At 72.7% G+C, this 25,506-nt stretch carries 23 protein-coding genes and 1 pseudogene; 21 read left to right on the top strand and 3 right to left on the bottom strand.

Translation table 11 applies throughout. The features are described 5' to 3' along the window. Positions 1-181: 181 nt before the first annotated feature. Positions 182-949, bottom strand: a complete 768-nt coding sequence (gene map, locus ACWCRJ_RS06830; RefSeq protein WP_450938288.1) for a type I methionyl aminopeptidase — start codon at positions 947-949, stop codon at positions 182-184. Positions 950-1,022: 73 nt separating this feature from the next. Here map and ACWCRJ_RS06825 point away from each other — a divergent pair, with 73 nt between their 5' ends. The 9 genes from ACWCRJ_RS06825 to ACWCRJ_RS06785 all read left to right on the top strand — a co-directional run bounded on the left by ACWCRJ_RS06825 (position 1,023) and on the right by ACWCRJ_RS06785 (position 12,446). Continuing rightward, complete coding sequence (locus ACWCRJ_RS06825) at positions 1,023-1,298, top strand: helix-turn-helix domain-containing protein (protein ID WP_005482250.1); 276 nt, start codon at positions 1,023-1,025, stop codon at positions 1,296-1,298. Between the two features lie 156 nt (positions 1,299-1,454). Continuing rightward, positions 1,455-2,993, top strand: a complete 1,539-nt coding sequence (locus ACWCRJ_RS06820; RefSeq protein ID WP_450938287.1) for a hypothetical protein — start codon at positions 1,455-1,457, stop codon at positions 2,991-2,993. Between the two features lie 243 nt (positions 2,994-3,236). Beyond that, on the top strand, positions 3,237-4,079 hold the full coding sequence (locus tag ACWCRJ_RS06815; RefSeq protein ID WP_450938286.1) for a nitrilase-related carbon-nitrogen hydrolase: 843 nt from the start codon (positions 3,237-3,239) through the stop codon (positions 4,077-4,079). A gap of 63 nt (positions 4,080-4,142) precedes the next feature. After that, positions 4,143-5,429, top strand: a complete 1,287-nt coding sequence (locus tag ACWCRJ_RS06810) for an aspartate aminotransferase family protein (RefSeq protein ID WP_450938285.1) — start codon at positions 4,143-4,145, stop codon at positions 5,427-5,429. 104 nt (positions 5,430-5,533) lie between these two features. Further along, positions 5,534-7,099 carry a PucR family transcriptional regulator gene (locus ACWCRJ_RS06805; RefSeq protein ID WP_450938284.1) on the top strand — a complete coding sequence of 522 codons (1,566 nt, stop codon included), beginning with the start codon at positions 5,534-5,536 and terminating at the stop codon, positions 7,097-7,099. Positions 7,100-7,254: 155 nt separating this feature from the next. Further along, positions 7,255-8,097, top strand: a complete 843-nt coding sequence (locus tag ACWCRJ_RS06800) for a nitrilase-related carbon-nitrogen hydrolase (protein WP_005482257.1) — start codon at positions 7,255-7,257, stop codon at positions 8,095-8,097. A gap of 132 nt (positions 8,098-8,229) precedes the next feature. Continuing rightward, positions 8,230-9,633 carry a dihydropyrimidinase gene (hydA, locus tag ACWCRJ_RS06795; RefSeq protein WP_450938283.1) on the top strand — a complete coding sequence of 468 codons (1,404 nt, stop codon included), beginning with the start codon at positions 8,230-8,232 and terminating at the stop codon, positions 9,631-9,633. A gap of 14 nt (positions 9,634-9,647) precedes the next feature. Beyond that, positions 9,648-10,667 carry a TIGR03842 family LLM class F420-dependent oxidoreductase gene (locus tag ACWCRJ_RS06790; protein ID WP_450938282.1) on the top strand — a complete coding sequence of 340 codons (1,020 nt, stop codon included), beginning with the start codon at positions 9,648-9,650 and terminating at the stop codon, positions 10,665-10,667. A 210-nt stretch (positions 10,668-10,877) separates the two neighbouring features. Next, complete coding sequence (locus ACWCRJ_RS06785; RefSeq protein ID WP_450938281.1) at positions 10,878-12,446, top strand: NCS1 family nucleobase:cation symporter-1; 1,569 nt, start codon at positions 10,878-10,880, stop codon at positions 12,444-12,446. A gap of 42 nt (positions 12,447-12,488) precedes the next feature. On the opposite strand, the gene ACWCRJ_RS06780 is transcribed toward ACWCRJ_RS06785, so the two are convergent. Beyond that, positions 12,489-13,166: a hypothetical protein gene (locus ACWCRJ_RS06780; RefSeq protein WP_450938419.1), complete on the bottom strand. Its 678-nt coding sequence runs from the start codon at positions 13,164-13,166 to the stop codon at positions 12,489-12,491. A 201-nt stretch (positions 13,167-13,367) separates the two neighbouring features. Between ACWCRJ_RS06780 and ACWCRJ_RS06775 the strand changes: the two genes are divergently transcribed. The 11 genes and pseudogenes from ACWCRJ_RS06775 (at position 13,368) to ACWCRJ_RS06725 (ending at position 23,011) form a co-directional block, all read left to right on the top strand. Next, complete coding sequence (locus ACWCRJ_RS06775) at positions 13,368-14,021, top strand: DUF4232 domain-containing protein (protein WP_450938280.1); 654 nt, start codon at positions 13,368-13,370, stop codon at positions 14,019-14,021. 40 nt (positions 14,022-14,061) lie between these two features. Next, positions 14,062-14,895 (top strand): class I SAM-dependent methyltransferase, encoded by an 834-nt coding sequence (locus tag ACWCRJ_RS06770; protein WP_450938279.1) that lies wholly within the window; start codon positions 14,062-14,064, stop codon positions 14,893-14,895. 103 nt (positions 14,896-14,998) lie between these two features. After that, positions 14,999-16,825, top strand: coding sequence for a gamma-glutamyltransferase family protein (locus ACWCRJ_RS06765; RefSeq protein ID WP_450938278.1), 1,827 nt, complete (start codon positions 14,999-15,001; stop codon positions 16,823-16,825). Positions 16,826-16,954: 129 nt separating this feature from the next. Continuing rightward, complete coding sequence (locus ACWCRJ_RS06760; protein WP_450938277.1) at positions 16,955-17,800, top strand: inositol monophosphatase family protein; 846 nt, start codon at positions 16,955-16,957, stop codon at positions 17,798-17,800. A 157-nt stretch (positions 17,801-17,957) separates the two neighbouring features. Beyond that, positions 17,958-19,370, top strand: a complete 1,413-nt coding sequence (locus tag ACWCRJ_RS06755) for a phytoene desaturase family protein (RefSeq protein WP_450938418.1) — start codon at positions 17,958-17,960, stop codon at positions 19,368-19,370. 94 nt (positions 19,371-19,464) lie between these two features. Further along, positions 19,465-20,460 (top strand): SCO3242 family prenyltransferase, encoded by a 996-nt coding sequence (locus ACWCRJ_RS06750; protein WP_450938276.1) that lies wholly within the window; start codon positions 19,465-19,467, stop codon positions 20,458-20,460. A gap of 31 nt (positions 20,461-20,491) precedes the next feature. Beyond that, positions 20,492-20,722: pseudogene (locus ACWCRJ_RS06745) on the top strand (sugar phosphate isomerase/epimerase); the annotation flags it as partial. A gap of 28 nt (positions 20,723-20,750) precedes the next feature. Further along, positions 20,751-20,915: a hypothetical protein gene (locus tag ACWCRJ_RS06740; protein ID WP_450938430.1), complete on the top strand. Its 165-nt coding sequence runs from the start codon at positions 20,751-20,753 to the stop codon at positions 20,913-20,915. Positions 20,916-21,026: 111 nt separating this feature from the next. Next, a complete protein-coding gene (locus tag ACWCRJ_RS06735) occupies positions 21,027-21,191 on the top strand; it encodes a hypothetical protein (RefSeq protein ID WP_450938429.1) in 165 nt (54 codons plus the stop codon). 154 nt (positions 21,192-21,345) lie between these two features. Then, the gene (locus ACWCRJ_RS06730) at positions 21,346-21,855 is read left to right on the top strand and encodes an O-acetyl-ADP-ribose deacetylase (RefSeq protein WP_450938275.1); all 510 of its coding nucleotides are present in this window, start codon (positions 21,346-21,348) and stop codon (positions 21,853-21,855) included. A 271-nt stretch (positions 21,856-22,126) separates the two neighbouring features. After that, positions 22,127-23,011, top strand: coding sequence for a hypothetical protein (locus ACWCRJ_RS06725; RefSeq protein WP_450938274.1), 885 nt, complete (start codon positions 22,127-22,129; stop codon positions 23,009-23,011). A 5-nt stretch (positions 23,012-23,016) separates the two neighbouring features. On the opposite strand, the gene ACWCRJ_RS06720 is transcribed toward ACWCRJ_RS06725, so the two are convergent. Continuing rightward, complete coding sequence (locus ACWCRJ_RS06720) at positions 23,017-23,385, bottom strand: ArsR/SmtB family transcription factor (protein ID WP_450938273.1); 369 nt, start codon at positions 23,383-23,385, stop codon at positions 23,017-23,019. A gap of 57 nt (positions 23,386-23,442) precedes the next feature. Here ACWCRJ_RS06720 and ACWCRJ_RS06715 point away from each other — a divergent pair, with 57 nt between their 5' ends. Beyond that, the gene (locus tag ACWCRJ_RS06715) at positions 23,443-25,392 is read left to right on the top strand and encodes a heavy metal translocating P-type ATPase (RefSeq protein WP_450938417.1); all 1,950 of its coding nucleotides are present in this window, start codon (positions 23,443-23,445) and stop codon (positions 25,390-25,392) included. Positions 25,393-25,506: the final 114 nt, after the last annotated feature.

The following is a 25,506-nucleotide window of genomic DNA, read 5'->3' as shown; positions in this document are numbered from 1 at the left end:
CCGGGGCTGCGCCCCCGGCTTTTCATCGCATCATCAAGGTGTGCGCGGCACCGCCGCCTCCGGGCCCGCAGGGCCTGCCCTTTGCAGGGGCGCGGGGAACTGCGCGAGAAGCCCCACGCACCCGAAGTCGCATCCGAAGCCGCACCCGCAACAGCACCCGAACCCCACCCCCACCGGCCCCCTAGCGGGCGGTCAGGACGCGGGGGCCCGTCCCCGTGACGGCGACCGTGTGTTCCGCGTGAGCCGCCCGGGATCCGTCGTCCGTGCGGAGCGTCCACCCGTCCGGTGCCGCGTGGAACCCGTCCGCGCCCCCACCGAGGACCATCGGCTCGATCGCCAGGACCATCCCGTGCCGCAGTTTCATGCCCCGCCCGGCCCGACCCTCGTTCGGCACGCCCGGGTCCTCATGCATCTGGCGCCCGATCCCGTGCCCGCCGAACCCGTCGGGGATCCCGTACCCGGCGGCACGGCACACGGTGCCGATCGCGTGCGCGATGTCGCCGATGCGGTTGCCGACGACGGCCGCGTCGATGCCCGCCGCGAGGGCGCGTTCGGCCGTGTCGACGAGCCGGAGGTCGGCCGCGCGCGGCTCGCCCACCACGAAGCTGATCGCCGAGTCACCGGCCCAGCCGTCCAGTACGGCGCCGCAGTCGATGGAGACGAGGTCACCGTCGCGCAGCCGGTACGCGGTGGGGATGCCGTGCACGATCGCGTCGTTGACGGAGGCGCAGATCACGGCGGGGAACGGCGTGGGCGCGAACGAGGGCCGGTAGCCGAGGAACGGCGACGAGGCCCCCGACTCCCGCAGCACCTCGTGTGCCACCTCGTTCAGTTCGAGCAGGGAGACCCCCACGTCGGCGGCCTTCCGCACCGCCGTCAGCGCACGCCCCACGACCTGCCCGGCCTCGTACATCGCGTCCATCGACGCATCCGTCTTCAGTTCCACCATGCCAATTACTATACCGCTCACTACCCAATTAAAATACCGGTCCATTGGCGTGGATCGGTATTAGAATGGGGTCATGGTGCGCACCCCCCTGACCCCCGAAGAGCGCGAACGCGGCGAGCGGCTCGGCCGGTTGCTGCGCGAGGCCCGCGGTGGTCGCAGCATGGCGGAGATCGCCGCTCACGCGGGCCTCTCCGCGGAGACCCTGCGGAAGATCGAGACGGGCCGGGCCCCCACTCCCGCCTTCTTCACGATCGCCGCCCTCGCCCGCGCCCTGGGCCTGTCCATGGACGAACTGGTCACGCGGTGCGCACCGGCCGCCGAGACCGTACCGACGGCCGCGGTGGCCTGACTCGTATCCCGTCCTGGCTGGAACCCGTCACGCACAGCCGTCACACGACCGCGTACGGCACACCGCGTCCACTCCGAAAACTTCACGTAGCCCCGCCGTAACACAACTGGTGTTTTCTTGCGGGTCGGAGCACTCCAGTCGGCCGGGGAGCATGCGATGACTGTGGATCAACTCCCGGGACAAGTGCGGGAGTTCGCGCAATACCTGAACAAGCTGATGGCGAAGCTGGACCAGGGCGGCGGCTGGTGCGCCGTCTTCTGGCAGCGCGATCCCGACGGCATGCGCGCCTGCCTGGACGGTCTGGAGGTGCCGCCCTGGGACGTCGTGGAAGCGCTCATGCACGACCTCGACACCGCCTACGGCCCCGCCGCCGCGGCCCAGGAGACCGAGCGGGCCCGCGCCCTGCACCGCGCCTCCCTCGCCGCCCACGACTCCCGGCCCGGCGGCCGCGACGCCCTCGGCGACCGGCTCGACGTCATGCTCCGCGAACAGCGCTACGCCGCCGAACGCACCGCCGAGCTGACCCGCCGGCTCCAGTCCGCCACCACCCAGGTCGAGGCCGACTCCGTCCGCCTCGACCTGGCCTGGGCGCACGACGACCGCGAACGCGCCACGGCCCGCTGCACAGAACTGCGCACCCGCATCGAGTACGCCGACCGCCGCGTCCCGCACGACCCGGTGCGGGACGCGGTACACGTTTCCGGGAACACCGCCGGCGACGTCTTCCGGGTGCAAGCACGGGTGGATGCGCGGGTGGAAGCACCGAAGGCGGGCGAACCCACGGCCGACCCGGCCGACCTGGCGGAGCACCCCGGACAGCGTGCGCGCGAGGACCGCTACGGCGCCGCGGGCGTGTTCGCCGAGCCCGACGCGGGCGCCCGTACCGCTCCGGTCGCCGGCTCCGGCACCGCCGGACCCGCCCCCGGGGGCGCCGACCCCGAACCCGCCGCCCAGGCGCCCGCCAGGCAGCGCGCCAAGCGCCGCCCGCGCGGAGGCGCGCGTTTCGCCGGGGCGGTGGAGGCCGAGCAGGATCCGCCCGTCGTGCCCGCCGCCGCACCGGCCGCCGATCGCGAGGGGCGCGCTCCACGGGGGGCCCGCTACGCCGGTGTCGCGGAGCGGAGCGAGGCGCCGGCGCCTCGGCAGCCGCGGGCGCGACAGCCGCTGGACGACGACGCGCGGCGCGAGGTCGCCGAGACCGTGGAGAGACTGGTCCGGCTGCGCCGGGAGAGCCGCAGCGGCGAGGCGCACGCCCTCCTCGTGGAGGCCGCGCGCTGGCCCGCCGCCCGGTTCCCGCTGCTCGCGGCCGATCTGCACCGCGCGGGGCTCGGCGCCGACTGGGCGACCCTGCTGTGGGAGGCCGGCTCGCTGCCCGCCGACCGGCTGGTCGCGGTGGCGGACGCCCTCACCGTGGTGGGCCGCGCCCCGGACGGCGAGCAGCTGCTGCGGCAGGGTGTCTCGCGGCCCGCCGAGGAGATCGGCGAGGCGGTGCTCGCCTTCACCGCCGAGGGGCGCGAACGGGAGGCGCGTGCGCTGCTCGACGTCTACGTACGCGTGCGCACGCCGGAGGAGGCGGCGCGCACCGCGGAGGCCCATCCGCGACGGCTCAGGCCCCTCGTGCTGGCGGCGGCCCGCGGTGTCTCGGAGCAGCGCTACCGGGACGTCGTGCACGCGCTGCGCGTGCAGGGACTCACCTGACCCGTCGGCCACGGCCACCACGTCCACCCCGCCCGGCCCACCGGCCCGCGCCCGACGGCGCGGGCCGGTGCCGCACGCGAAACACGGCCGTGATCACCCACTGGAGTGCGAAACGTGATCGACTCGGCCGGTTGACGACGATGGTCTTGCCCAGCCCGTCGACGGGGCTTAGTTTCAAGCCTCTACGGCCTTCGTCTACGGGCGTAGAGGCTCTCTGAGGTCCCTGTCGAAGGAGCAGCTGAGATGGCCCACGTCGTACGCGCCGCCCTCGTCCAGGCGACCTGGACCGGCGACACCGCATCCATGGTCGCCAAGCACGTCGAGCACGCCCGCGAGGCGGCCCGGCAGGGCGCGAAGGTGATCGGCTTCCAGGAAGTCTTCAACGCCCCCTACTTCTGCCAGGTCCAGGAACCCGAGCACTACGCCTGGGCGGAACCCGTGCCCGACGGCCCCACCGTCACGCGCATGCGGGAACTGGCCCGCGAGACCGGCATGGTGATCGTCGTCCCGGTCTTCGAGGTCGAGCAGTCCGGGTTCTACTACAACACCGCCGCCGTGATCGACTCCGACGGCACCTACCTCGGCAAGTACCGCAAGCACCACATCCCCCAGGTCAAGGGATTCTGGGAGAAGTACTACTTCAAGCCCGGGAACCTCGGCTGGCCGGTCTTCGAGACGGCCGTCGGCAAGGTCGGCGTCTACATCTGCTACGACCGCCACTTCCCCGAGGGCTGGCGCCAGCTCGGTCTGAACGGCGCCCAGCTCGTGTACAACCCCTCCGCGACCCACCGGGGCCTGTCCTCCCACCTGTGGCAGCTGGAACAGCCCGCGGCCGCCGTGGCCAACGAGTACTTCGTCGCCGCGATCAACCGGGTCGGCGTGGAGGAGTACGGCGACAACGACTTCTACGGCACCTCCTACTTCGTCGACCCGCGCGGCAAGTTCGTCGGCGAGGTCGCGAGCGACAAGGGCGAGGAACTGGTCGTACGGGACCTCGACTTCGACCTGATCGAGGACGTGCGGCAGCAGTGGGCGTTCTACCGGGACCGCCGGCCCGACGCGTACGAAGGACTCGTTCAGCCCTGACGTGGGCACGTACAGCCGTGACACACGCAGAACCCGTACAGGAGTGAAAGGAGTGGTGCAGCCGTGACCGACGAACTGCTCGGACGCCACAAGGCCGTACTGCCCGACTGGCTCGCGCTCTACTACGCGGACCCGCTGGAGATCACCCACGGCGAGGGCCGGCACGTCTGGGACGCCGGGGGCAACAGGTACCTCGACTTCTTCGGCGGCATCCTGACCACGATGACGGCGCACGCGCTGCCCGAGGTCAGCAAGGCGGTGAGCGAGCAGGCCGGGCGGATCATCCACTCCTCGACGCTCTACCTCAACCGGCCGATGGTCGAACTCGCCGAGCGGATCGCCCAGATGTCCGGCATCCCGGACGCCCGCGTCTTCTTCACGACCTCCGGCACCGAGGCCAACGACACCGCGCTGATGCTGGCGACGACCTACCGCCGCAGCAACCAGATCCTGGCGATGCGCAACAGCTACCACGGCCGCTCGTTCAGCGCGGTCGGCATCACCGGCAACAAGGGCTGGTCCCCGACCTCGCTGTCCCCGCTCCAGACGCTGTACGTGCACGGCGGCGTCCGCACCCGCGGCCCGTACGCCGGCCTGAGCGACGCCGACTTCATCACGGCCTGCGTCGCCGACCTGGAGGACCTGCTCGGTCACGGCCGCCCGCCCGCCGCGCTGATCGCCGAGCCGATCCAGGGCGTCGGCGGCTTCACCTCACCGCCGGACGGCCTGTACGCCGCCTTCCGCGAGGTGCTCCAGCGGCACGGCGTGCTGTGGATCGCGGACGAGGTGCAGACCGGCTGGGGCCGTACCGGCGACAACTTCTGGGGCTGGCAGGCGCACGGGCAGAACGGCCCGCCGGACATCCTCACCTTCGCCAAGGGCATCGGCAACGGCATGTCCATCGGCGGCGTCGTCGCCCGCGCCGAGGTCATGAACTGTCTGGACAGCAACTCGATCTCGACCTTCGGCGGCACCCAGATCACCATGGCCGCCGGGCTCGCCAACCTGAACTACCTGGTCGAGCACGACCTCCAGGGCAACGCGCGGCGCGTGGGCGGACTCCTCATCGAACGGCTGCGGGCGATCACCGCCCAGATCCCCGAGGTACGGGAAGTGCGCGGCCGGGGCCTCATGATCGGCATCGAGCTGGTCAGGCCCGGTACCGACGAGGCGAACCCGGAGGCCGCGTCCGCCGTCCTCGAAGCCGCCCGCCGGGAGGGACTGCTGATCGGCAAGGGCGGCGGCCACAACACCAGCGCGCTGCGCATCGCGCCCCCGCTGTCACTGACCGTCGCCGAGGCGGAGGAGGGCGCCGAAGCCCTCGAACGCGCTCTGCGGAGCATCCAGTAGCGCACGAGCCGAGCAAGGGCGAGTGAACCGAAGGAGCGCACCCGTTGACACGGACGGGGGCGCTCCGGCGGCGACCGAGCCGGCAGAAATAAGGGGCACGCCGCATGACCACCGCCTTGGAACCCGCCCTGTCGGTACGCCAGGTCCTCAACCTGGACCGGGTCCTCGCCGGAGAGCCCGAGGTGGTGGCCGGCGCCGGTCAGCTCGACCGGCCCGTGCGCTGGGTGCACGTGGCCGAGGCCCCCGACGTGGGCGTGATGCTCACCGGCGGCGAGATGGTCCTCACCACCGGGGTCCTGCTCGCCGGGAACGAGGACGCCCAGGCCGAGTACATCCGCTCGCTGTACCGGGCCGAGGCCGCCGCGGTCGTCCTCGGCCTCGGCCGGGCCTTCCCCACGCCGCCCGACGTGATGCGCCGGGCGGCCGAGCGGTGCGGTCTGCCCATGGTGGTCCTGCACCGGCCGTTCCCCTTCGCCGAACTGACCGAGGAGGTCCAGTCCCGGCTGGTCCGGCGGAAGTTCGCGGCCGTCAGCCTGTCGGAGACCGTCCGCACGGCCCTGACCTCCCTGATCACCGCCGGGGCCCCGCTGCAACGGCTCCTCGACGAGATCGCCCACCACGCGGGCTGTCCGCTCGTCGTCACCAATCTCGCCCATCGCGTCCTCGCCACGGCGGGGGAGCGGTCGGCCGTCGACGACGTGCTGCGCGACTGGGAGCGGATCTCCCGGCAGGCGGGCGGCAGCGAGGGCGACGGCTGGGTACGGGCCGAGCTGGGCGGGCGCGGGGAGCGCTGGGGCCAGATCGTGCTGTGCGGGCACCGGGGCGACACCGCCACGGCGCGACTGCTCGCCGACCGGGCCGCCGAGGCGCTCGTGCTGCACCGCATGCTCGGCGGTTCGGCGCACAGCTGGGAGGAGCAGTCCGCGCAGAGCCTGCTGACGGACCTCGTCTCCGGGGTCGTACCGGCGCGACAGCTGCTGCCGAGGGCCCGGGCGGCCGGGCTGCCGGTCAACCGCCGTACCTTCGTGCCGCTCGTCGTGCGGGAGGAGGATCCGGCCCAACTCGACCGTGTGCTCAGGATGCTGGGACTGCCCGGGCTCGTCGCCGAACTGGCGGAGGGCGCCACCGCCGTCCTCCTCAGTCTCGCCCGGGACCAGGACGCGGTCGCGCTCACCGCACACTTCGCGACCCGGCTGCGGTCGGAGTCGGGGGCTCGCGGGACGGTCGTGGCGGCCGCGGAGGCACGCACCACCTGGGAGGACGTGCCGGGCGGGCTGCGGGAGGCGCGGCATGTGGCGGACGCCGTCGCCCAGTCCGCGACGACCGGGCTCGACCTGCCCCTCGTCGTACGGCTGCGCGATGTCCATCTGCGCGGCCTGGTCCGGCTGCTGCGGGACGACCCGCACGTCCAGGCCTTCGCCGAACGGGAGCTGGACGGTCTGCTGTGCGGTGACGGGCACGCCGAACAGGATCTGCTGCCCGTGCTGCGCACCTATCTCGCGACCGGCCGCAACAAGTCGCACACGGCCCAGCTGCACCACGTCAGCCGGCCCGCGCTGTACCGCCGGCTCGAAGCCATAGAGGCCCGCCTCGGCGTGGACCTCGACGACTTCGAACAGGCCGCGTCCGTGCACATCGCCCTCCTCGCGCACGACGCGCAACAGAGCTGAAACATGCCGGGACCTGCGAAAACGGCGGTGAAACATGCGCCCGCGAAGGGGTGACACGGTGGAACGGAGAAGGCCCGCAGACGTGACACCGTGCAACTCAAACCGGCTTCCCGGACTTCCTACTCTCACTGCACACCGAGTGACCGGAGGTCCCGATGAGCAGAGTCATCCGCGCAGCCATCTTCCAGACGGCCTGGACCGGCGACAAGGAGTCGATGATCCAGGTCCACGAGCAGGCGGCCCGCGACGCCGCCGCGCAGGGCGCGCAGGTCATGTGCTTCCAGGAGCTGTTCTACGGGCCCTACTTCTGCCAGGTCCAGGACAAGGCGTTCTACGAGTACGCCGAACAGATCCCCGACGGCCCCATCGTCAAGCGCTTCCAGGCGCTCGCCAGGGAACTCGGTCTCGTCCTCGTGCTGCCGATGTACGAGGAGGAGCAGCCGGGCGTCCTCTACAACACCGCGGCCGTGATCGACGCGGACGGCACGTACCTCGGCAAGTACCGCAAGCACCACATCCCGCAGGTCCCCGGATTCTGGGAGAAGTTCTACTTCCGCCCCGGCAACGCGGGCTGGCCCGTCTTCGACACCGCCGTGGGGAAGATCGGCGTCTACATCTGCTACGACCGGCACTTCCCGGAGGGCTGGCGTGCGCTGGGCCTCGGCGGCGCCGAGATCGTGTTCAACCCGTCGGCCACCTCACGGGGTCTGTCCCGCTACCTGTGGCAACTGGAGCAGCCGGCGTCGGCGGTCGCCAACGAGTACTTCATCGGCGCCATCAACCGGGTCGGCGTCGAGGAACTCGGCGACAACGACTTCTACGGCACCTCCTACTTCGTGGACCCCGAGGCACAGTTCGTCGGCGAGGTCGCCAGCGACAAGGAGACCGAACTGGTGGTCCGCGACCTGGACCTGGCCAAGCTCCGCGAGGTCCGCGACCGCTGGCAGTTCTTCCGCGACCGCCGCCCGGACGCGTACGGCCCGCTGACGGCGCCGTAGCGAAGCCTCCCCGCGCCCCCTGCTCCCAAGGGGCGCGGGGCGGTGCCCGATATGCGGCTACCGCCGCGTGGGCGCGACCAGCCACGAACGAACGACCGGCACTGTCCCGACAACCGAACGGAGCGTGACCGAATGAGCGGCCGTACAGTCATCCGCGGCGGTCTCGTCATCACAGCCTCGGATGAGACCCACGCCGATGTCCTGATCGAGGACGGCCGCGTCGTCGCCCTCGCCGCCAGCGGTACCAGCACCGCCGACGCCTGGACCGCCGACCGCACCCTCGACGCCACCGGCAAGTACGTCATCCCGGGCGGCGTCGACGCCCACACCCACATGGAGCTGCCCTTCGGCGGCACCTCCGCCTCCGACACCTTCGAGACCGGCACCCGCGCCGCCGCCTGGGGCGGTACGACGACGATCGTCGACTTCGCCGTGCAGAGCGTCGGCCACGCCCTGCGCGAGGGCCTCGACGCGTGGCACGCCAAGGCGGAGGGCAACTGCGCGATCGACTACGGCTTCCACATGATCGTGTCCGACGTGAACCAGGACACGCTCAAGGAGATGGACCTGCTGGTGCAGGAGGGGGTCACCTCCTTCAAGCAGTTCATGGCCTACCCCGGCGTCTTCTACAGCGACGACGGCCAGATCCTGCGCGCCATGCAGCGCTCCGCCGAGAACGGCGGACTGATCATGATGCACGCGGAGAACGGCATCGCGATCGACGTGCTGGTGGAGCAGGCACTGGCCCGCGGCGAGACCGACCCCCGGTACCACGGCGAGGTCCGCAAGGCCCTCCTGGAGGCCGAGGCCACCCACCGCGCCATCAAGCTCGCCCAGGTCGCCGGCGCCCCCCTGTACGTCGTGCACGTCTCGGCGATGGAGGCGGTCGCCGAGCTGGCCAGGGCACGCGACGAGGGGCTCAACGTCTTCGGCGAGACCTGTCCGCAGTACCTGTTCCTCTCCACCGACAACCTCGCGGAGCCGGACTTCGAGGGCTCCAAGTACGTGTGCAGCACGCCCCTGCGGCCGCGTGAACACCAGGCCAAGCTCTGGCAGGGCCTGCGCACCAACGACCTCCAGGTGGTCTCCACCGACCACTGCCCCTTCTGCTTCGTCGGCCAGAAGGAACTGGGCCGCGGCGACTTCTCCAAGATCCCCAACGGTCTTCCGGGCGTCGAGAACCGCATGGATCTCCTCCACCAGGCGGTCGTCGACGGGCACATCTCGCGCCGCCGCTGGATCGAGATCGCCTGTGCCACCCCGGCCCGCATGTTCGGCATGTACCCGAAGAAGGGCACCATCGCGCCGGGCGCGGACGCCGACATCGTCATCTACGACCCGCACGCCGAGCAGGTCATGTCCGCCGAGACACACCACATGAACGTCGACTACTCGGCGTACGAGGGCAAGCGCACCACCGGCCGGGTCGAGACGGTCCTCTCGCGCGGCGAACTCGTCATCACCGAGCGGGAGTACACCGGGCACGCCGGGCACGGCGTCTACACCCCCCGCTCCACCTGTCAGTACCTCAACTAGGAGTGGCGCCCATCATGGACTTCGGACTCGTCCTGCAGACCGACCCGCCGGCCTCGCGTGTCATCGAGCTGATGAAGCGCGCCGAGGACAACGGCTTCACGTACGGCTGGACCTTCGACTCCGCCGTGCTCTGGCAGGAGCCGTTCGTCATCTACAGCCAGATCCTGTCCAGCACCTCGAAACTGACGGTCGGTCCGATGGTCACCAACCCGGGCACCCGCACCTGGGAGGTCACCGCCTCGACCTTCGCCACGCTCAACGACATGTTCGGCAACCGCACGGTCTGCGGTATCGGCCGCGGCGACTCGGCGATGCGCGTGGCGGGCCGCAAGCCCAACACGCTGGCCCGGATCAGCGAGGCCATGAAGGTGATCCGGTCGCTGGGCAGCGGAGGAGAGGCCGACCTCGGCGGTACGGTCATCAGCTTCCCGTGGATCAAGCCCGGCGCCGAACTCCCGGTCTGGATGGCCGCGTACGGCCCCAAGGCCCTGAAAATGACCGGAGAGGAGGCCGACGGCTTCATCCTCCAGCTCTCCGACCTGTATCTCACCGAGTACATGGTCAAGGCGGTCAAGGAGGCGGCGGTCGCCGCCGGGCGCGACCCGTCCGAGGTGAAGATCTGTGTGGCCGCCCCCGCGTACGTCACCGAGGACGACTCGCCCGAGGCGCTGGCGCACGCGCGGGAGCAGTGCCGCTGGTTCGGCGGGATGGTCGGCAACCACGTCGCCGACCTCGTCTCGAAGTACGGCGAACACTCCGCGGCCGTCCCCGAGGAGCTGACGGACTACATCAAGGCACGCGAGGGGTACGACTACTCCCACCACGGGCGCGCCGACAACCCCGACACCCAGTTCGTTCCGGACGAGATCGTCGACCGGTTCTGCGTCATCGGCACCCCCGAGGCGCACATCGCGAAGCTCGACGCGCTGCGCGCGCTGGGCGTGGACCAGTTCGCCGTCTACGACATGCACGACGCACAGGAGCGGGTGATCGACGTGTACGGCTCGACGGTCATCCCGGCCGTCAACGGCTGACCCGCTCTCCCTTCCCGGAACCGGTCGGCGACTGCGACAATCCGGCCACCGCAATGAACCGGAATCGATAACTCCCCTTCCTGCGTCAACCGCTCCACCCGTCGACCCCCCACACCTTGTCTCCCTTCCCTCCGCCGTCCCGGAGGGAAGGGGCCCAAGGCCTCCGCACGGCCTTTCGTTCCCGTCCCGTCTCCCCTGATTGGCCTGCCCATGACCGAAACAGTCCCCACGGGGTCGTCGATATCCCAGTCCGCCGACCCGTCCGGCCGGATCGAGCTGGCCCCCGGGGCCTTCCCCGCCGAAAGCCCCTTCGCCAACGAGGACCTGCGCCCCGTACCCGTCGCCGAGCGCAAGTGGACGACGTACAACTTCGCCGCGCTGTGGATCTCCATGGCCCACTGCATCCCCAGCTGGACCCTGGCCTCCGGCCTGGTCGCCCTCGGCATGGACTGGAAGCAGGCCGTCTTCACCATCGCCCTGGCCAACATCATCGTGCTGCTGCCGATGCTGGCCACCGGGCACGCCGGACCCAAGTACGGCATCCCCTTCCCGGTGCTCGCCCGCGCCTCCTTCGGACTGCGCGGCGCCAACATCCCGGCGCTGATCCGCGCGGCCGTCGCCTGCGGCTGGTTCGGCATCCAGACCTGGATCGGCGGGTCCGGCATCTTCGCGCTCGGCTCCAAGCTGACCGGCGGCGAGTGGGAGAAAGCGGGGCAGATCGCGGGCAATCCCTGGCCGCTGTGGCTCTGCTTCCTCCTGTTCTGGGCGCTGCAGATAGCGATCATCTACCGGGGCATGGACTTCCTGCGGCACTTCGAGAACTGGGCCGCGCCCTTCGTGATCGTCGGCGCGCTCGTGCTGCTGATCTGGATCGCGGTCAAGGCCGACGGCTTCGGCGCGCTGCTCGACCAGCCGTCCAAGCTCGGCTGGGGCCCCGACTTCTGGCCGGTCTTCTTCCCGTCCCTGATGGGCATGATCGGCTTCTGGGCGACCCTGTCCCTGAACATCCCCGACTTCACCCGCTTCGGTGCCAGCCAGAAGGCGCAGACCTGGGGACAGGCCCTGGGGCTTCCGACGACCATGACGCTCTTCGCGGTCCTCGCCGTGCTGGTCACCTCGGGCTCCGAGGTGGTCTACGGCGAGGCCATCTGGGACCCGGTCGCGCTCGCCGCCAAGACGGACAGCGCCTTCGGGCTGCTCTTCGCGCTGATCATCGTGCTGGTCGCCACCATCTCCGTGAACATCGCGGCGAACGTGGTCTCCCCGGCGTACGACCTGGCGAACCTCGCCCCGAAGCTCATCAACTTCCGTACGGGCGCGCTCATCACGGGTGTCGTGGGCATCCTGATCTTCCCGTGGAAGCTGATCTCGACGCCCGAGTTCTACATCTTCACCTGGCTCGGCGTCGTCGGCGGTCTGCTCGGCACGGTGGCCGGCATCCTCATCGCCGACTACTGGATCATCCGCCGGACCGTCCTGCACCTCGCGGACCTGTACACGCCCGGAGGGCGCTACTGGTACGCGTCCGGCTGGAACTGGCGGGCCATAGCGGCCTTCGTGGTCGGCGGCGTCCTCGCGGTCGGCGGCTCCTACTCGACCGTCTCCGAGGACGGTGTGGCCTCGGGACCGTTCCCGCACGACGGCATCATCCCGTTCCTCAAGCCGCTGGCCGACTACGGCTGGGCGGTGGGTCTGGGTACGTCGATGCTGCTGTACGTGGCGCTGATGGCCGGGGAGAGGAAGAAGGTGCGGGAGCAGGCGGCGAAGGCGGCCGTCTGACGGCGACGCCGACCGGGGCGGCGGCGGCCGTGCCGGAGGGACCTACCCCTGGCGGGCGCCCTCCAGTACGGCCGCCGCCTCTTTCGCGGCCTTGATGGCACCCTTGTTGATCACATCGGTGCCGGGCGCCTTCTGGGACTCGAAGTCGCTGCCGTTGTAGGTGACGACCACCAGGGCGTTGGACATGCGGACGTACACCACGCCCTCGCGGGTCTGCTGCTTGTCCTCGGTGGTGAGGTTCACCACGGAGTAGGCCTCGTCACCGAGACCCGGGACGGCGCCGCCGCCGTTCTTCTCCGTGGTGCGGGTCCTGTAGGCGCTTTGCGCCTTCTCGTCCGATTGCTGGATCTCGTACGAGACGTCGAGCCAGCGGTAGTCGAAGCCCTTGAGCGCGTTCCACGAGCAGGTGCGGCGCACGGACTCGTTGGTCGACGCGATCTCCTTGCCGGCCGTCTTCGCGCCCGGAACAAGGGATTTGACTGTTTTCGTCGTGACGCCGGAGCAGGGCGACGGCGCCTTCGCGTACGTCTTGGTGGCGGTCACCGTCGACGGCGCGGACTCCGAGGTCGAGACGGGATTCGACGCGGTGTCCGGCGTGGAGTCCTTGCCGGCCGGGCTCGCGGACAGCGGACCGGACGACATCGCCCAGCCCGCGGTGGCGAGTACGGCGACGGGCAGCAGTCGCGCGGTGAGGGCGAGCGGCAGAGGGAGATCACGCACAGCGCACTTCTCGGGGTCGAGGCGGCGGTACCGCCGGGCGGTGGGGTACGTCAGTGTCACATGACTCTCTGTGGGACGAAAGTGCGAACTCTCTCCGTGCATACGTGGTGACCGGGGTGTCCGGTTCAAGAGAGGCCCACTGTCTTCGTGGTGGCGGCGGAGTCGCGACCTCCGCGGAGCGTCCGTGTCAGGATCGGGTTCATGATCCCGATACGCGATCGCAGGGCCTCTCGCTCCCGCATGCTCCTCGTGGTGGCGCTGACGCTGGCCGTGGCCGGCTGCGGGCTCTCCGAGGAACTGGACCGCGAGCGTGACCCCGACCGCGCCGGGCCCCCGGCGCCCGCCTCGTCGGCCGGCACGGACGCGCCCGAGGAACCGCGGGACCGGGAGCCGACCGGCACCCCGGCCGCATGCCCGCCCTCCGGGGTGCGCATGACCCCCGGTCCTGTGGAAGCGGCGATGGGTCTGCGGGCGATGGGCGTCACGCTCACCAATTGCGGCACCGAGCCGTACACCCTCAAGGGCTACCCGGCGATCCAGGTGCTCGACGAGCACGGCGAGCCCTACGGCGACGTACGTGTCCTGCGGGGCTCCCGGCACATCACCACCGGCGTGCCCGACCTCGGTCCGCACCCGGTCACCCTGAAGCCCGGCGAGTCCGCCAGGACCGAACTGGTCTGGCGCAACACGGTCACCGAAGCGGACATACCCGGCGTCTACGCTCCGACCCTGAGCATCGCCCCCCAGCCGGGCCGGCCGGCCGAGGTCATCGACCCCGAGGGGGACATCGACCTCGGCACCACGGGACGCCTCGGCACGACGGCCTGGGCACAGATCGCCGGGGAGGGGCCTTGACCGGTTGCGGGGCCCCACGGACGATCAGCACCCTGGGTGCATGACGCGGTCACAGGACACCACGCAGCCCCAACTCCCGCCCCTGCCAGGGGAGATACTCGCCTACTACGAGCGCGGAGGGGAGCACACCCGCCTCAGGGAGGGCGCGGGGCGGCTGGAGTTCTGGCGCACCCAGGACATCCTGCGGCGGCTCCTGCCGGGTGCCCCCGCGCGCGTGCTCGACGTCGGCGGCGGCACGGGGATCCACGCCGAATGGCTGGCCGAGGACGGGCACGAGGTCGAGGTCGTCGATCCCGTGCCGATGCACGTGGAACGGTCCGGGCGCCTGCCCGGGGTCACCGCGCGCCTCGGCGACGCCCGGGCGCTGCCCGCGGAGGACACCGCGTACGACGTCGTGCTGTTCCTCGGACCGCTGTACCACCTGCCCGAACGCCCGGACCGGGTGCGGGCGTTGGCCGAGGCGGGCCGGGTGGTCCGCCCCGGTGGTGTGGTGGTCGCGGCCACGATCAACCGCTTCGCCGGGCTCAACGACACCCTCAGGCAGGGGAACTACTTCATCCCGGAGCGCCGCGAGCGCACCGACGCCGTGTCGGGCCACGGCAGGCACCGGTGGTCCCCGGCGGACCCGCATTTCACCACCGCCTACTTCGCCGACCCCGCCGACGTCCCCGGCGAGTTCACCGAGGCCGGGCTCGCCCACGAGGGGCAGTACGGCGTCGAGGGGGTCGCCTGGCTGATGGGCGGGGTGGAGGACTGGCTGGACGATCCGGAGCGCAGGCACGCGGTCCTCGCGGCGACCCGGCGGATCGAGTCGGAGCCGTCGCTCCTCGGGGCGAGCGGACATGTGCTGACGGTGGGGCGACGGCGTCCCTGAGGGGCCGGTGGTCGTCGCTGAGGAGCCGGTGGTCGTCCCTGAGGGGCCGGTCGAGGGCTGCGTACGATCATCGGACGTTCGTCGCGCAGCGAGGAGTCCGTCCGTGTTCACCACTCGACCGACGCTCCAGGGGACCTTCGGCATGGTCTCCTCCACGCACTGGCTCGCCTCCCAGTCGGCGATGGCGGTCCTGGAGGACGGCGGCAACGCGTTCGACGCGGCCGTGGCGGCCGGGTTCGTCCTGCACGTCGTGGAACCCCACCTCAACGGGCCCGCCGGCGAGGTGCCGATCCTCCTCGCGCCGGCGGACGGCGAGGTCCGGGTGCTGTGCGGACAGGGGGTGGCGCCCGCCGGGGCGACGGTCGGGCACTACCGGGCGCTCGGGCTCGAACTGGTCCCCGGCACGGGACCGCTGGCCGCCGCCGTGCCGGGCGCGTTCGACGCGTGGATGCTCCTGCTGCGCGACCACGGCACCAAGGACCTGGCCGACGTGCTGAAGTACGCCATCGGGTACGCGGAGCACGGCCACGCGCCCGTGGAGAACGTCGGGGCGACGGTCGAGTCCGTACGGGACCTCTTCGAGAAGGAGTGGCTGTCGTCGGCGGAGGTGTACCTGCCGGACGGACGGGCGCCCCGCCCCGGCGAGCTGTTCCGCAACCCGGCGCTGGCCGCGACCTGGCGCAGGCTCCTCGCCGAGACCGCGGGGGCGGGGGACCGGCAGACCCGTATCGAGGCGGCCCGCGAGGTCTGGCGCGCCGGCTTCGTCGCCGAGGCCCTCGTCCGCCAGGCCGGGCGACCCACGCTCGACACCAGCGGCGAACGGCACACCGGGACGCTCACGTCGGCCGACCTCGCCGGCTGGTCCGCGTCCTACGAGGCCCCGGTGACGTACGACTGGAACGGCTGGACCCTGTGCAAGGCGGGTCCCTGGAGCCAGGGCCCGGTCCTCCTCCAGCAACTCGCCCTGCTGCCGCCGGAACTGCCCGCCCACGGATCCGCCGCGTACATGCACCTCCTCATCGAGGGCTGCAAGCTCGCCATGGCGGACCGGGAGGCCTGGTACGGGGACGCGGCGCCGGTCCCGCTCGACCAGCTGCTGTCCGACGAGTACAACGCCGTGCGGCGGGCGCTCGTCGGTGACTCGGCGTCGTACGAGCTGCTGCCGGGCGCCCCGGGTGGCCGTACGCCGCGACTGAGCGCGCACGCCGGCGTGGTGGCCGGCGACGAGCCGGGCGGCGGTGCCATGGGGGCCGGTGAGCCCACCGTCGCCAAGGGGCCCCGGTCGCCGGTGCCGGGGGAGCCCGAGGTCGCGGCCGACGGGAGCACCCGGGGCGACACCTGCCACCTCGACATCGTCGACCGCTGGGGCAACATGGTCGCGGCCACGCCCAGCGGCGGCTGGCTGCAGTCCAACCCCGTCGTCCCCGAACTGGGCTTCCCGCTCGGTACCCGCCTGCAGATGGCCTGGCTGGAGGAGGGACTGCCCAACTCGCTCACCCCCGGCCGCCGCCCCCGCACCACCCTCACCCCCTCGCTGGCGCTTCGCGACGGCGTGCCGGTGATGGCCTTCGGCACCCCCGGCGGCGACCAGCAGGACCAGTGGCAGCTGCACTTCTTCCTCGCCGTCGCCCTGCGCCCGCCGGTGCGCGGCGGACTCGACCTCCAGGGCGCGATCGACGCCCCGAACTGGCACAACGACAGCTTCCCCGGCTCTTTCCACCCGCGCGGCACGCGCCCCGGCAGCGTCACCGTCGAGTCCCGGACGCCCCCGGAGGTCGTCGAGGAGCTGCGCCGGCGCGGCCACGACCTCGTGATCGGCGAGGCCTGGTCCGAGGGCAGGCTGTGCGCGGTCGCCCGTGACCCCCGCAGCGGGGTGCTGTCGGCGGCGGCCAACCCGCGCGGGATGCAGGGGTACGCGGTCGGGCGCTGAGCCCTGAGCGCGGGGCGCACGGCGGATCGCGCTCGCGGCGGCTCCGTCCGCCCCGGGTGTTCACGGCGATTCCCTACCGAATACACCGAACGGGAGGGGATTGTCAGTGCCGCGTGCTGTCATGGAGGCATGATCGAAGACACCGAAACCATCGACGAGTTTCTCGCGCGGCACGCCTCGGACGTCGAGGAAGCGATCCGCAAGGCCGCCGCGGCGGAGATCATGCCCCGCTTCCGGCAGCTCGCCGCGCACGAGGTCGACCAGAAGGCCGGCCCGCACGACCTGGTCACCGACGCCGACCGCAAGGCCGAGCTGTATCTGACGGAGGCGCTCTCCGCGCTGCTGCCGGGCTCGGTCGTCGTCGGCGAGGAGGCGGTGCACGCCGACCCCGTGTCGTACGAGGCGATCCAGGGCGACGCGCCCGTCTGGATCGTCGACCCGGTGGACGGCACCCGCCAGTTCGTCAATGGCGACCCCGCCTTCTGCACCCTCGTCGCCCTGGCCCGGGGCGGTGTCCTGCGCGCCTCCTGGACGTACGCGCCCGCCCTCGACCGGTTCGCCGTGGCGATCCGCGGCCGGGGTGCCACCGTCGACGGCGTACCCCTGCGCGCCGGCTCGCCCGACCCGGGCCGGGACCTCGACATCGCCACCTCGCACCCGGACTACACCACGCCGGAGCAGAAGCGGGCCCTGCTCGGCCTCCGGACGGACGGCGTGGCCCCGCGTGCCTGCGGTTCGGCCGGGCTGGAGTATCTCGCCGTCGCCGAGGGCCGGCTGGACGCGACCGCGTTCTCCTGGGAGGCCGCCTGGGACCACGCGGCCGGGCTGCTGCTCGTCGAGGAGGCGGGCGGTGCCCACCTCACCCTGTCCGGCGAGCCCTTCCGCATAACCGGCGGCAACGCCCTGCCCTTCACCACGGCCCGGGACGCGGCCACGGCCCGCCGGGTGGTGGGGCTGCTGTCGGGCGGCGCCTGACGAGACAAGCGGAAGCAGCACCTCCGCCGGTTGGCCGTGGCCTCGTCCCGGGCCTGTCGGTGGCCGGGCATATCCTGAGCGCAGGTCTGTCCGCGGGCGGGGATTGCGTCGGCGGAGTACGGCCATCGGCTGACGAAGGGGTCCGGACGTGCCGTCGATGCTCGACGCGGTGGTGGTGGGGGCGGGGCCGAACGGCCTGACGGCTGCCGTGGAGCTGGCCCGCCGCGGCTTCTCCGTGGCCGTGTTCGAGGCGAAGTCCACCGTGGGCGGGGGCTCCCGCACCGCGGAGCTGACCCTGCCGGGCTTCCGCCACGACCCCTGCGCGGCCGCGCACCCGCTCGGCGTCAACTCGCCCGCGTTCAAGGCGATGCCGCTGCACCGCTACGGCCTGGAGTGGCTGCACGCCGAGTTGCCCATGGCGCACCCCTTCCCCGACGGCTCGGCGGCCGTGCTGTCGCGCTCGGTGGGGGAGACGGCCGCCTCGTTCGGGCCGCGTGACGCGGGCGCGTACCGCAGGCTGGTCGAGCCGTTCCTGCCCAAGTGGGACACGCTCGCCCGGGACTTCATGTCGCTGCCGCTGTCCGCGCTGCCCCGCGACCCGGTCACCCTCGCCCGGTTCGGGCTGGCCGGGCTGCCGCCGTCCACCTGGCTGATGCGCCGCTTCAAGGACGAGCGGGCCAAGGCGCTGTTCGCCGGCCTCGTCGCCCATGTCATCGCCCCGCTCGGCGGCCTCGCCACCGGTGCGGTGGGGCTGGTCTTCGCGCTGGCCGCGCACGCCGCGGGCTGGCCGGTCGCCCGGGGCGGCTCCCAGGCCATCGCCGACGCGCTCACCGCGTATCTGAAGGACCTCGGCGGCACCGTCCACACCGACTACGAGGTCAAGCGCCTCGACGACCTGCCGCCCGCGCGCGCGTACGTCTTCGACACCTCGCCCACCGCGCTGGCCCGGATCGCGGGCTTCGGCGGTCACTACGAGCAGTACCGCTACGGTGCGAGCGTCTTCAAGCTCGACTACGCGCTCGACGGCCCCGTGCCGTGGACCGCCGAGGAGGCGCGCCGTGCCGGGACCGTCCAGGTCGGGGCGAGCAGGGCCGAGATCGGCGCGGCGCTCGACGCGGCCTCCCGCCACGGCCGGGCGCCCGACAGGCCGTTCCTGATCACCGTGCAGCCCAGCCTGGTCGACCCGAGCCGGGCCCCCGAGGGCAAGCACGTCTTCTGGGCCTACGGCCATGTGCCCAACGGCTGGACGGGCGATCTGACCGACGCCGTCGAGCGGCAACTGGAGCGGTTCGCCCCGGGGTTCCGCGACCGTGTTCTCGCGCGCGCCACGGCGGGCCCGCCCGAACTCGCCGCGCACAACGCCAACTACGTGGGCGGCGACATCGCCTGCGGCGCGGCCTCCGGACTCCAGCTGCTGCTCCGCCCCAAGCTCTCGCTCGCCCCGTACGGCACCCCGCACCCGGCCGTCTTCCTCTGCTCCTCGGCGACCCCGCCCGGCCCCGGTGTGCACGGCATGTCGGGACACAACGCGGCCAAGGCGGTCTGGCGCAGACTGCGGCAGGAACGCTGAGGTGCCGTCGGCGCGCGGGGTGATGTCACGAACCGGCAAAGTTCTTCACGCTTTCTCCGTGTGCATGTTCAAGTCACCTGGGTAAGTTGCCGCCATGAATGATCGGAGTGCGTTACCGGACTCCGGCTCGCGGCCTGCCGTGGGCCTCGCCGACCTCGCGCAACTCGTGCGCGCACCCGCCGCCCTGAGCGTTCCGGGCGACGTGCTCGCGGGTGCCGCCGCGGCGGGACATCCGCTCGGTGCGCGGACGTTCGGTGTGATGGGTTCGTCCGTCTGCCTCTACTGGGCCGGCATGGCCCTCAACGACTACGCCGACGCCACGATCGACGCGGTCGAGCGCCCCGAACGCCCCGTCCCGTCGGGCCGGGTCCCGCGCCGCACCGCCCTCGCCGTCGCCGTAGCCCTGACCGCCGGGGGCCTCGCGCTCGCCGCCGCCTCGGGGGGTCGCCGGAGTCTGCTCGGGGCGCTGCCCCTGGCCGGCGCCGTCTGGGCGTACGACCTGTTGCTCAAGTCCACCCCGGCGGGCCCGGCCGCCATGGCCTGCGCACGTGCCCTGGACGTCCTCGCGGGCACCCTGGCCGCCGGGCGCGGCAGGGAGCGTACGACCTCGACCGGTACCGCCCTGCTGCGCGGTGCCGTCCCCGCCGCGCTGATCGGTGCCCACACCTACACGCTGACCGTGCTGAGCCGTCACGAGATCTCGGGCGCCCCCGCCCGGCTGCCGGCCGCGACCCTCGCCGCCTCCACGACCACCGCCCTCGCGGCGGCTCTACCGGCCGTCCCCACGGCCGTCGCCCACCGCGCGGGGCGCCAGGGGACCGCCGGCGGGTCACCCTCGGCCGCGGCCAGGGCGGTCGTGGTCGCCGCCGGGGCCCTCGCCTACCTCGGCAGCTACGGAACGGCCCAGGCCCGCGCCGTACGGGAGCCGTCGGGCGAGAACGTACGGCGGGCCGTCGGGGCCGGGATCCTCGGTCTGGTGCCCCTGCAGGCGGCGCTGACCGCACGGAGCGGCGCCACCGCCGCGGCGGCGGCCCTGGGTGTCGTCCACCCCCTCGCGCGACGGCTCGCGCGGCGCGTCTCCCCCACCTGAACAGCACGGACCTCCGCGGAGGAAATCCGACATGACCCCGCCCCCCACCCCCCTCAGATTCGGCTACGGCACCAACGGCTTCACCAACCACCGGCTCGCCGACGTCCTCGCGGTCCTCGCCGACCTCGGCTACGACGGCGTCGCGCTCACCCTCGACCACGGCCACCTCGACCCCTACGCGCCGGACCTGCCCCGACGGGTGGACGCCCTCGCCCGGGACCTGGCCCGGCACGGACTCGACGTGACGGTCGAGACCGGCGCCCCCTCGAACTCCTCGTCCGCTGCTGCTGGTGGCGGGTCACGACACGACCGCCGACATGTTCCCGTTCGCGGTCGTGGCCCTGCTCCGCCACCCCGGACAACTCGCCGCCCTGCGCGCGGGCCTGTGGCCCGGCGCCGTGGAGGAACCGCCGCGCCCGTCGCCGGCGTCCGCATCCGCGCGGGCGAGGGCGTGATCGTGGCGGTCCACGCCGCCGACCGCGACCCGTCCGGCTTCGCCGGCCCCGACACCTGGACGTCCGCCGCGACACCACCGGCCATCTTGCCTTCGGCCATGGGCTGCACCAGTGCATCGGCCAGTCGGCCAGTCCCTCGCCCGCGCGGAGCTGCGGGTCGGCCTGCCCGCCCTGTTCGGCCGCCTGCCGAACCTGCGCCTGACCGCGCCGCCGGAGGACTTCGCGTTCACGATGAGCACGACCCGCGGGGTGCGGTCGTTGCCGGTGAGCCGGTAGGTCGCTGAGCCGGCGGGGCGAGGCCGACGGGTCGCCGAGCCGGGAGGGCGACGAGCCGGGAGGGCGACGAGCCGGTGGTCGGCCGGGTCATGGGCCCGTCGGGGCACCGCCACATGGGGGCTCGTACGGCCCCGCGGCTGATATAGAGGCGGGCATGACCACCATCACCCTCGTCCGGGGCGACATCACCCAGCAGTCCGTCGACGCCATCGTGAACGCCGCGAACTCCTCCCTCCTCGGCGGGGGAGGAGTGGACGGTGCCATCCACCGGCGAGGCGGCCCGGCCATCCTGGCCGAGTGCCGCGCGCTCCGCGCCTCCCACTACGGGCGGGGCCTGCCCACCGGCCAGGCCGTCGCCACGACGGCGGGCGACCTGGACGCGCGCTGGGTCATCCACACGGTCGGCCCGGTCCACAGCCAGAGCCTCGACCGCTCCGCCCTCCTCGTCTCCTGCTACCGCGAATCCCTCCGCGTGGCCGACGAACTCGGCGCCCGCACGGTCGCCTTCCCCGCCGTGTCCGCCGGTGTCTACGGCTGGCCGATGGACGACGCGGCCCGTATCGCCGTGGAGACCGTCCGCGCCACGGAGACCTCGGTCGAGGAGGTCAGGTTCGTCCTCTTCGACGACGAGGCGTACGCGGCCTTCGCCGCACGGACGGGCTGACATCGGCTCAGATCGGCGCGCCCACAGCGGCGCCGAGCGCGCGGCGGGGTGAATCGCAACGTCCGGCGTGTCGTCCCGCCGCACTCCGACGGACGAACGGCCGGAGCGGTTCGAACGGAGTCGTAGGGAGCCGTATGCCAGAAGAAAGACGCTGGTCAGCGTCGTCGGCGTGGCATGTTGACAGACCGGGCCCCGGCGCCGTGATCGGTTGCGGCGGGCCGTGCGGCCTTCCACGGTGAGCGCAAGGACAGCTGCTTCGAAAGGAACGTGCATGCGCGCCCTCGTCTCCCGTGGTCTCCTCCTGTCGCCCCTGGTGTGCGGGGCACTGGTCTTCGGTCCGGTCGGCACCGCCACCGCGGCCGTCGACGCGGGCCGCACCGCCTCGGACCACACCTCGACCGGGGCCGCCGCGGTCCCCGAACCCGATCTGGACGCCCTCTTCGACGCGTTGGACGCGGAGATCGATGCCCTCCTGGCCAAGGAGGAGGCCGACGCGGACGCTCTCGTCGGCCAGGAGATCGCCGACGTGGACGCGCTGCTCGCACGGCTCGACCTCGACATGGACGGGCTGCTGGCGGACATCGAGGCCGACGTGGACGCCGCCACGGCCACGGCGACCGAGACGGAGACGGTGACGGTGACGGGGACGGAGACGGTCACCGAGACGGACGCCGTCGCGACCGACACGGACGTGCTCCTGGACCAGCTGGACCTGCTCGACCGCATGGACCAGGGCGATGTCCTCGCCCCGCTGCTGGACGAGCTGACCACCATCGCCAAGCTGGACTCCGGCCGGCTCGACGCGGCCGAGGCCGCCCGGCACGCCACGGCCCTGCGGGCGGCCCACACCACCGTGCAGAAGCGGCTGGAGAAGCTGAAGGCGGCGGCCCCGGCCGGCACCGACCGCGCCGCCGCGGCGGCCGACCCGGTGGCGGATCTGCTGGCCGCTCTGCAGTCCGCGGTCGACGGCCTGCTCAAGGCGCTGGCCTCGCTCGACCTGGGGTCCGTACTGGGCGCGGTGACCGGTCTGCTCGCCCCGGTCCTCGGGGTCGTCACCGGCCTCCTGCAGCCCGTGCTCGGCCTGGTCACCGGCCTGGTCGGGGGGCTCCTCGGCGGTCTGCCGCCCGTGACGCTGCCGGCGCTTCCGGCGGCGTGAGCGCCTCACTCCCCGTCGGGAGCGTCGCTGAGGCCCAGCCTCAGGTGCTCCACGTGGAAGACGGCCTGGTCCAGCAGTTCGGCGACATGGTGGTCGTGCAGCGCGTACACCACCGAACGGCCCCGCCGCTCGCCCACGACCAGGCCGAGGTTGCGCAGCAGACGCAGCTGGTGGGAGCAGGCCGACTGTTCCATCCCGACCTCGGCGGCCAACTCGGTCGCCGGGAGCGGGCCTTCGCGCAGCCGGGCCAGGATCAGCAGGCGGGACGGGGTGGAGAGGGCCTGGAGGGTGGTGGCCACCTTGGCGACGTTGCCCGCGTCCAGGCGCACGCGAGGGGTGGCGTCCTGCGCTGAGGTGACGGCTCCATGACCCATGGCCCGTATCCTACCCATCGCACATGAAGGCATGAATGAGTCTTCATGTGTTCCTGTATGGTGTGCCGCGTGTCTGCCACCCTCGCTCCGTCACCCGCCCCCCGTTCGTCCATGCCGACGGCCCCCCGCCGCCGCACCCGGGTCCTCGCCCTGCCCGAGGCCCGCTGGGCGCTGGCCTCGACCGTCGCCTTCCTGCTCGCCTTCCCGCTGGACCTCGCCGGGGCCTCCGCCTGGCTGTACGGCCCCCTCTACGCGATCGCGTACGTGGCCGGCGGCTGGGAGCCCGCGCTCGAAGGGCTGCGGGCGCTGCGGGACAAGAGCCTCGACGTCGACCTGCTGATGATCGTCGCGGCGCTGGGCGCGGCCGCGATCGGCCAGGTCCTCGACGGCGGTCTGCTGATCGTCATCTTCGCCACCTCCGGAGCCCTGGAGGCCCTGGCCACCGCCCGCACCGCCGACTCGGTACGGGGGCTCCTCGACCTCGCGCCCACCACGGCTACCCGGCTGCCGGCGGACGGCTCCGCCGAGGAGACCGTGCCCACCGACCGGCTCGCCGTCGGCGACGTGGTGCTGGTCCGCCCCGGCGAGCGCATCGGCGCCGACGGGCGGGTCCTGGAGGGGGACAGCGAGGCCGACCAGGCCACCATCACCGGCGAACCCCTGCCCGTGCCCAAGGCCCCCGGCGACGAGGTCTTCGCCGGGACCCTCAACGGCACGGGAGTGCTGCGCGTCCGCGTCGAACGGGACCCGGCCGACTCCGTGATCGCCCGCATCGTGAGCCTCGTCGAGGAGGCCTCGCGCACCAAGGCGCCCACCCAGCTGTTCATCGAGAAGGTCGAACAGCGGTACGCCGTCGGCGTCGTCGTCGCGACCCTCGCCGTCTTCGGCGTCCCGCTGACCCTCGGCGAGGACCTCACGTCCGCGCTGCTCCGCGCCATGACCTTCATGATCGTGGCCTCGCCCTGCGCGGTCGTCCTCGCCACCATGCCGCCGCTGCTCTCCGCCATCGCCAACGCCGGCCGCCACGGTGTCCTGGTCAAGTCCGCCGTCGCCATGGAGCGGCTGGGCGAGATCGACGTCGCCGCCCTCGACAAGACCGGCACCCTCACGGAGGGCGCGCCCGAGATCACGGCCGTACGGCCGCTGCCCGGCTCCGGGCTCGACGAGGACGGGCTGCTGGCGCTGGCCGCCGCCGCCGAGCACCCCAGTGAGCATCCGCTCGCCCGCGCCGTGGTGGCCGCGGCCGGCGCCCGCGGGCTGCGAGTGGCCGCCGCCGGGGACTTCACCGCCCTGCCCGGACGGGGTGTGCGGGCGAGTGTCGAGGGGCGCGTGGTGACGGTGGGACGGCCCGGGGAGAGCGAGGGTGCCGACTCCGGCGCGGAGGCCGAGGGGACGACCGTCGCCGTCACACGGGACGGGGAGGCCGTCGGGACGCTCACCCTGGCCGACCGGCTGCGCCCCGACGCACCCGGCGCCGTGGCCGCGCTCGTGGCCGTGACCGGTGTGTCGCCGGTCCTGCTCACCGGGGACAACGCCGGTGCCGCGGCCCGGGTGGCGGCGGACACCGGCATCGCCGACGTGCGGGCCGGGCTGCTGCCGCAGGAGAAGGTGGCGGCGGTACGGGGGCTCCAGGACGAGGGCCGGAAGGTGCTGTTCGTCGGGGACGGCGTCAACGACGCGCCCGCCCTCGCCGCCGCCCATTCCGGGGTGGCGATGGGCCGGGCCGGGTCCGATCTCGCGCTGGAGACCGCGGACGCGGTGGTGGTGCGCGACGAGCTGGGCGCGATCCCGGCGGTGGTGCGGCTGTCGCGGGCGGCCCGGCGGCTGGTGGTGCAGAACCTCGTGATCGCCGGGGTGTGCATCGCGGTACTGGTGGTGTGGGACCTGGTGGGTCATCTGCCGCTGCCCCTCGGGGTGGCGGGGCACGAGGGGTCCACGGTGGTGGTGGGGCTCAACGGGCTTCGCTTGCTGAGGGAGTCGGCCTGGCGCAGGGCCGCGCGCGACTGAGGGGGAGCCGGGGGGCTCGTCGGGGGACGGTGGCACGGGTCCGCACCGGCTGGTCGCGCGGGCCGGTCGCGCGGTACTCCGCGCCCCCGGCGGGCCCGGAGCCCGCGGGGCACC

This window comes from Streptomyces sp. NPDC002324 (genome assembly GCF_053593335.1).
Note: the sequence above shows the minus strand (reverse complement) of the source record. Positions and strands in the feature narration are given on the sequence as shown.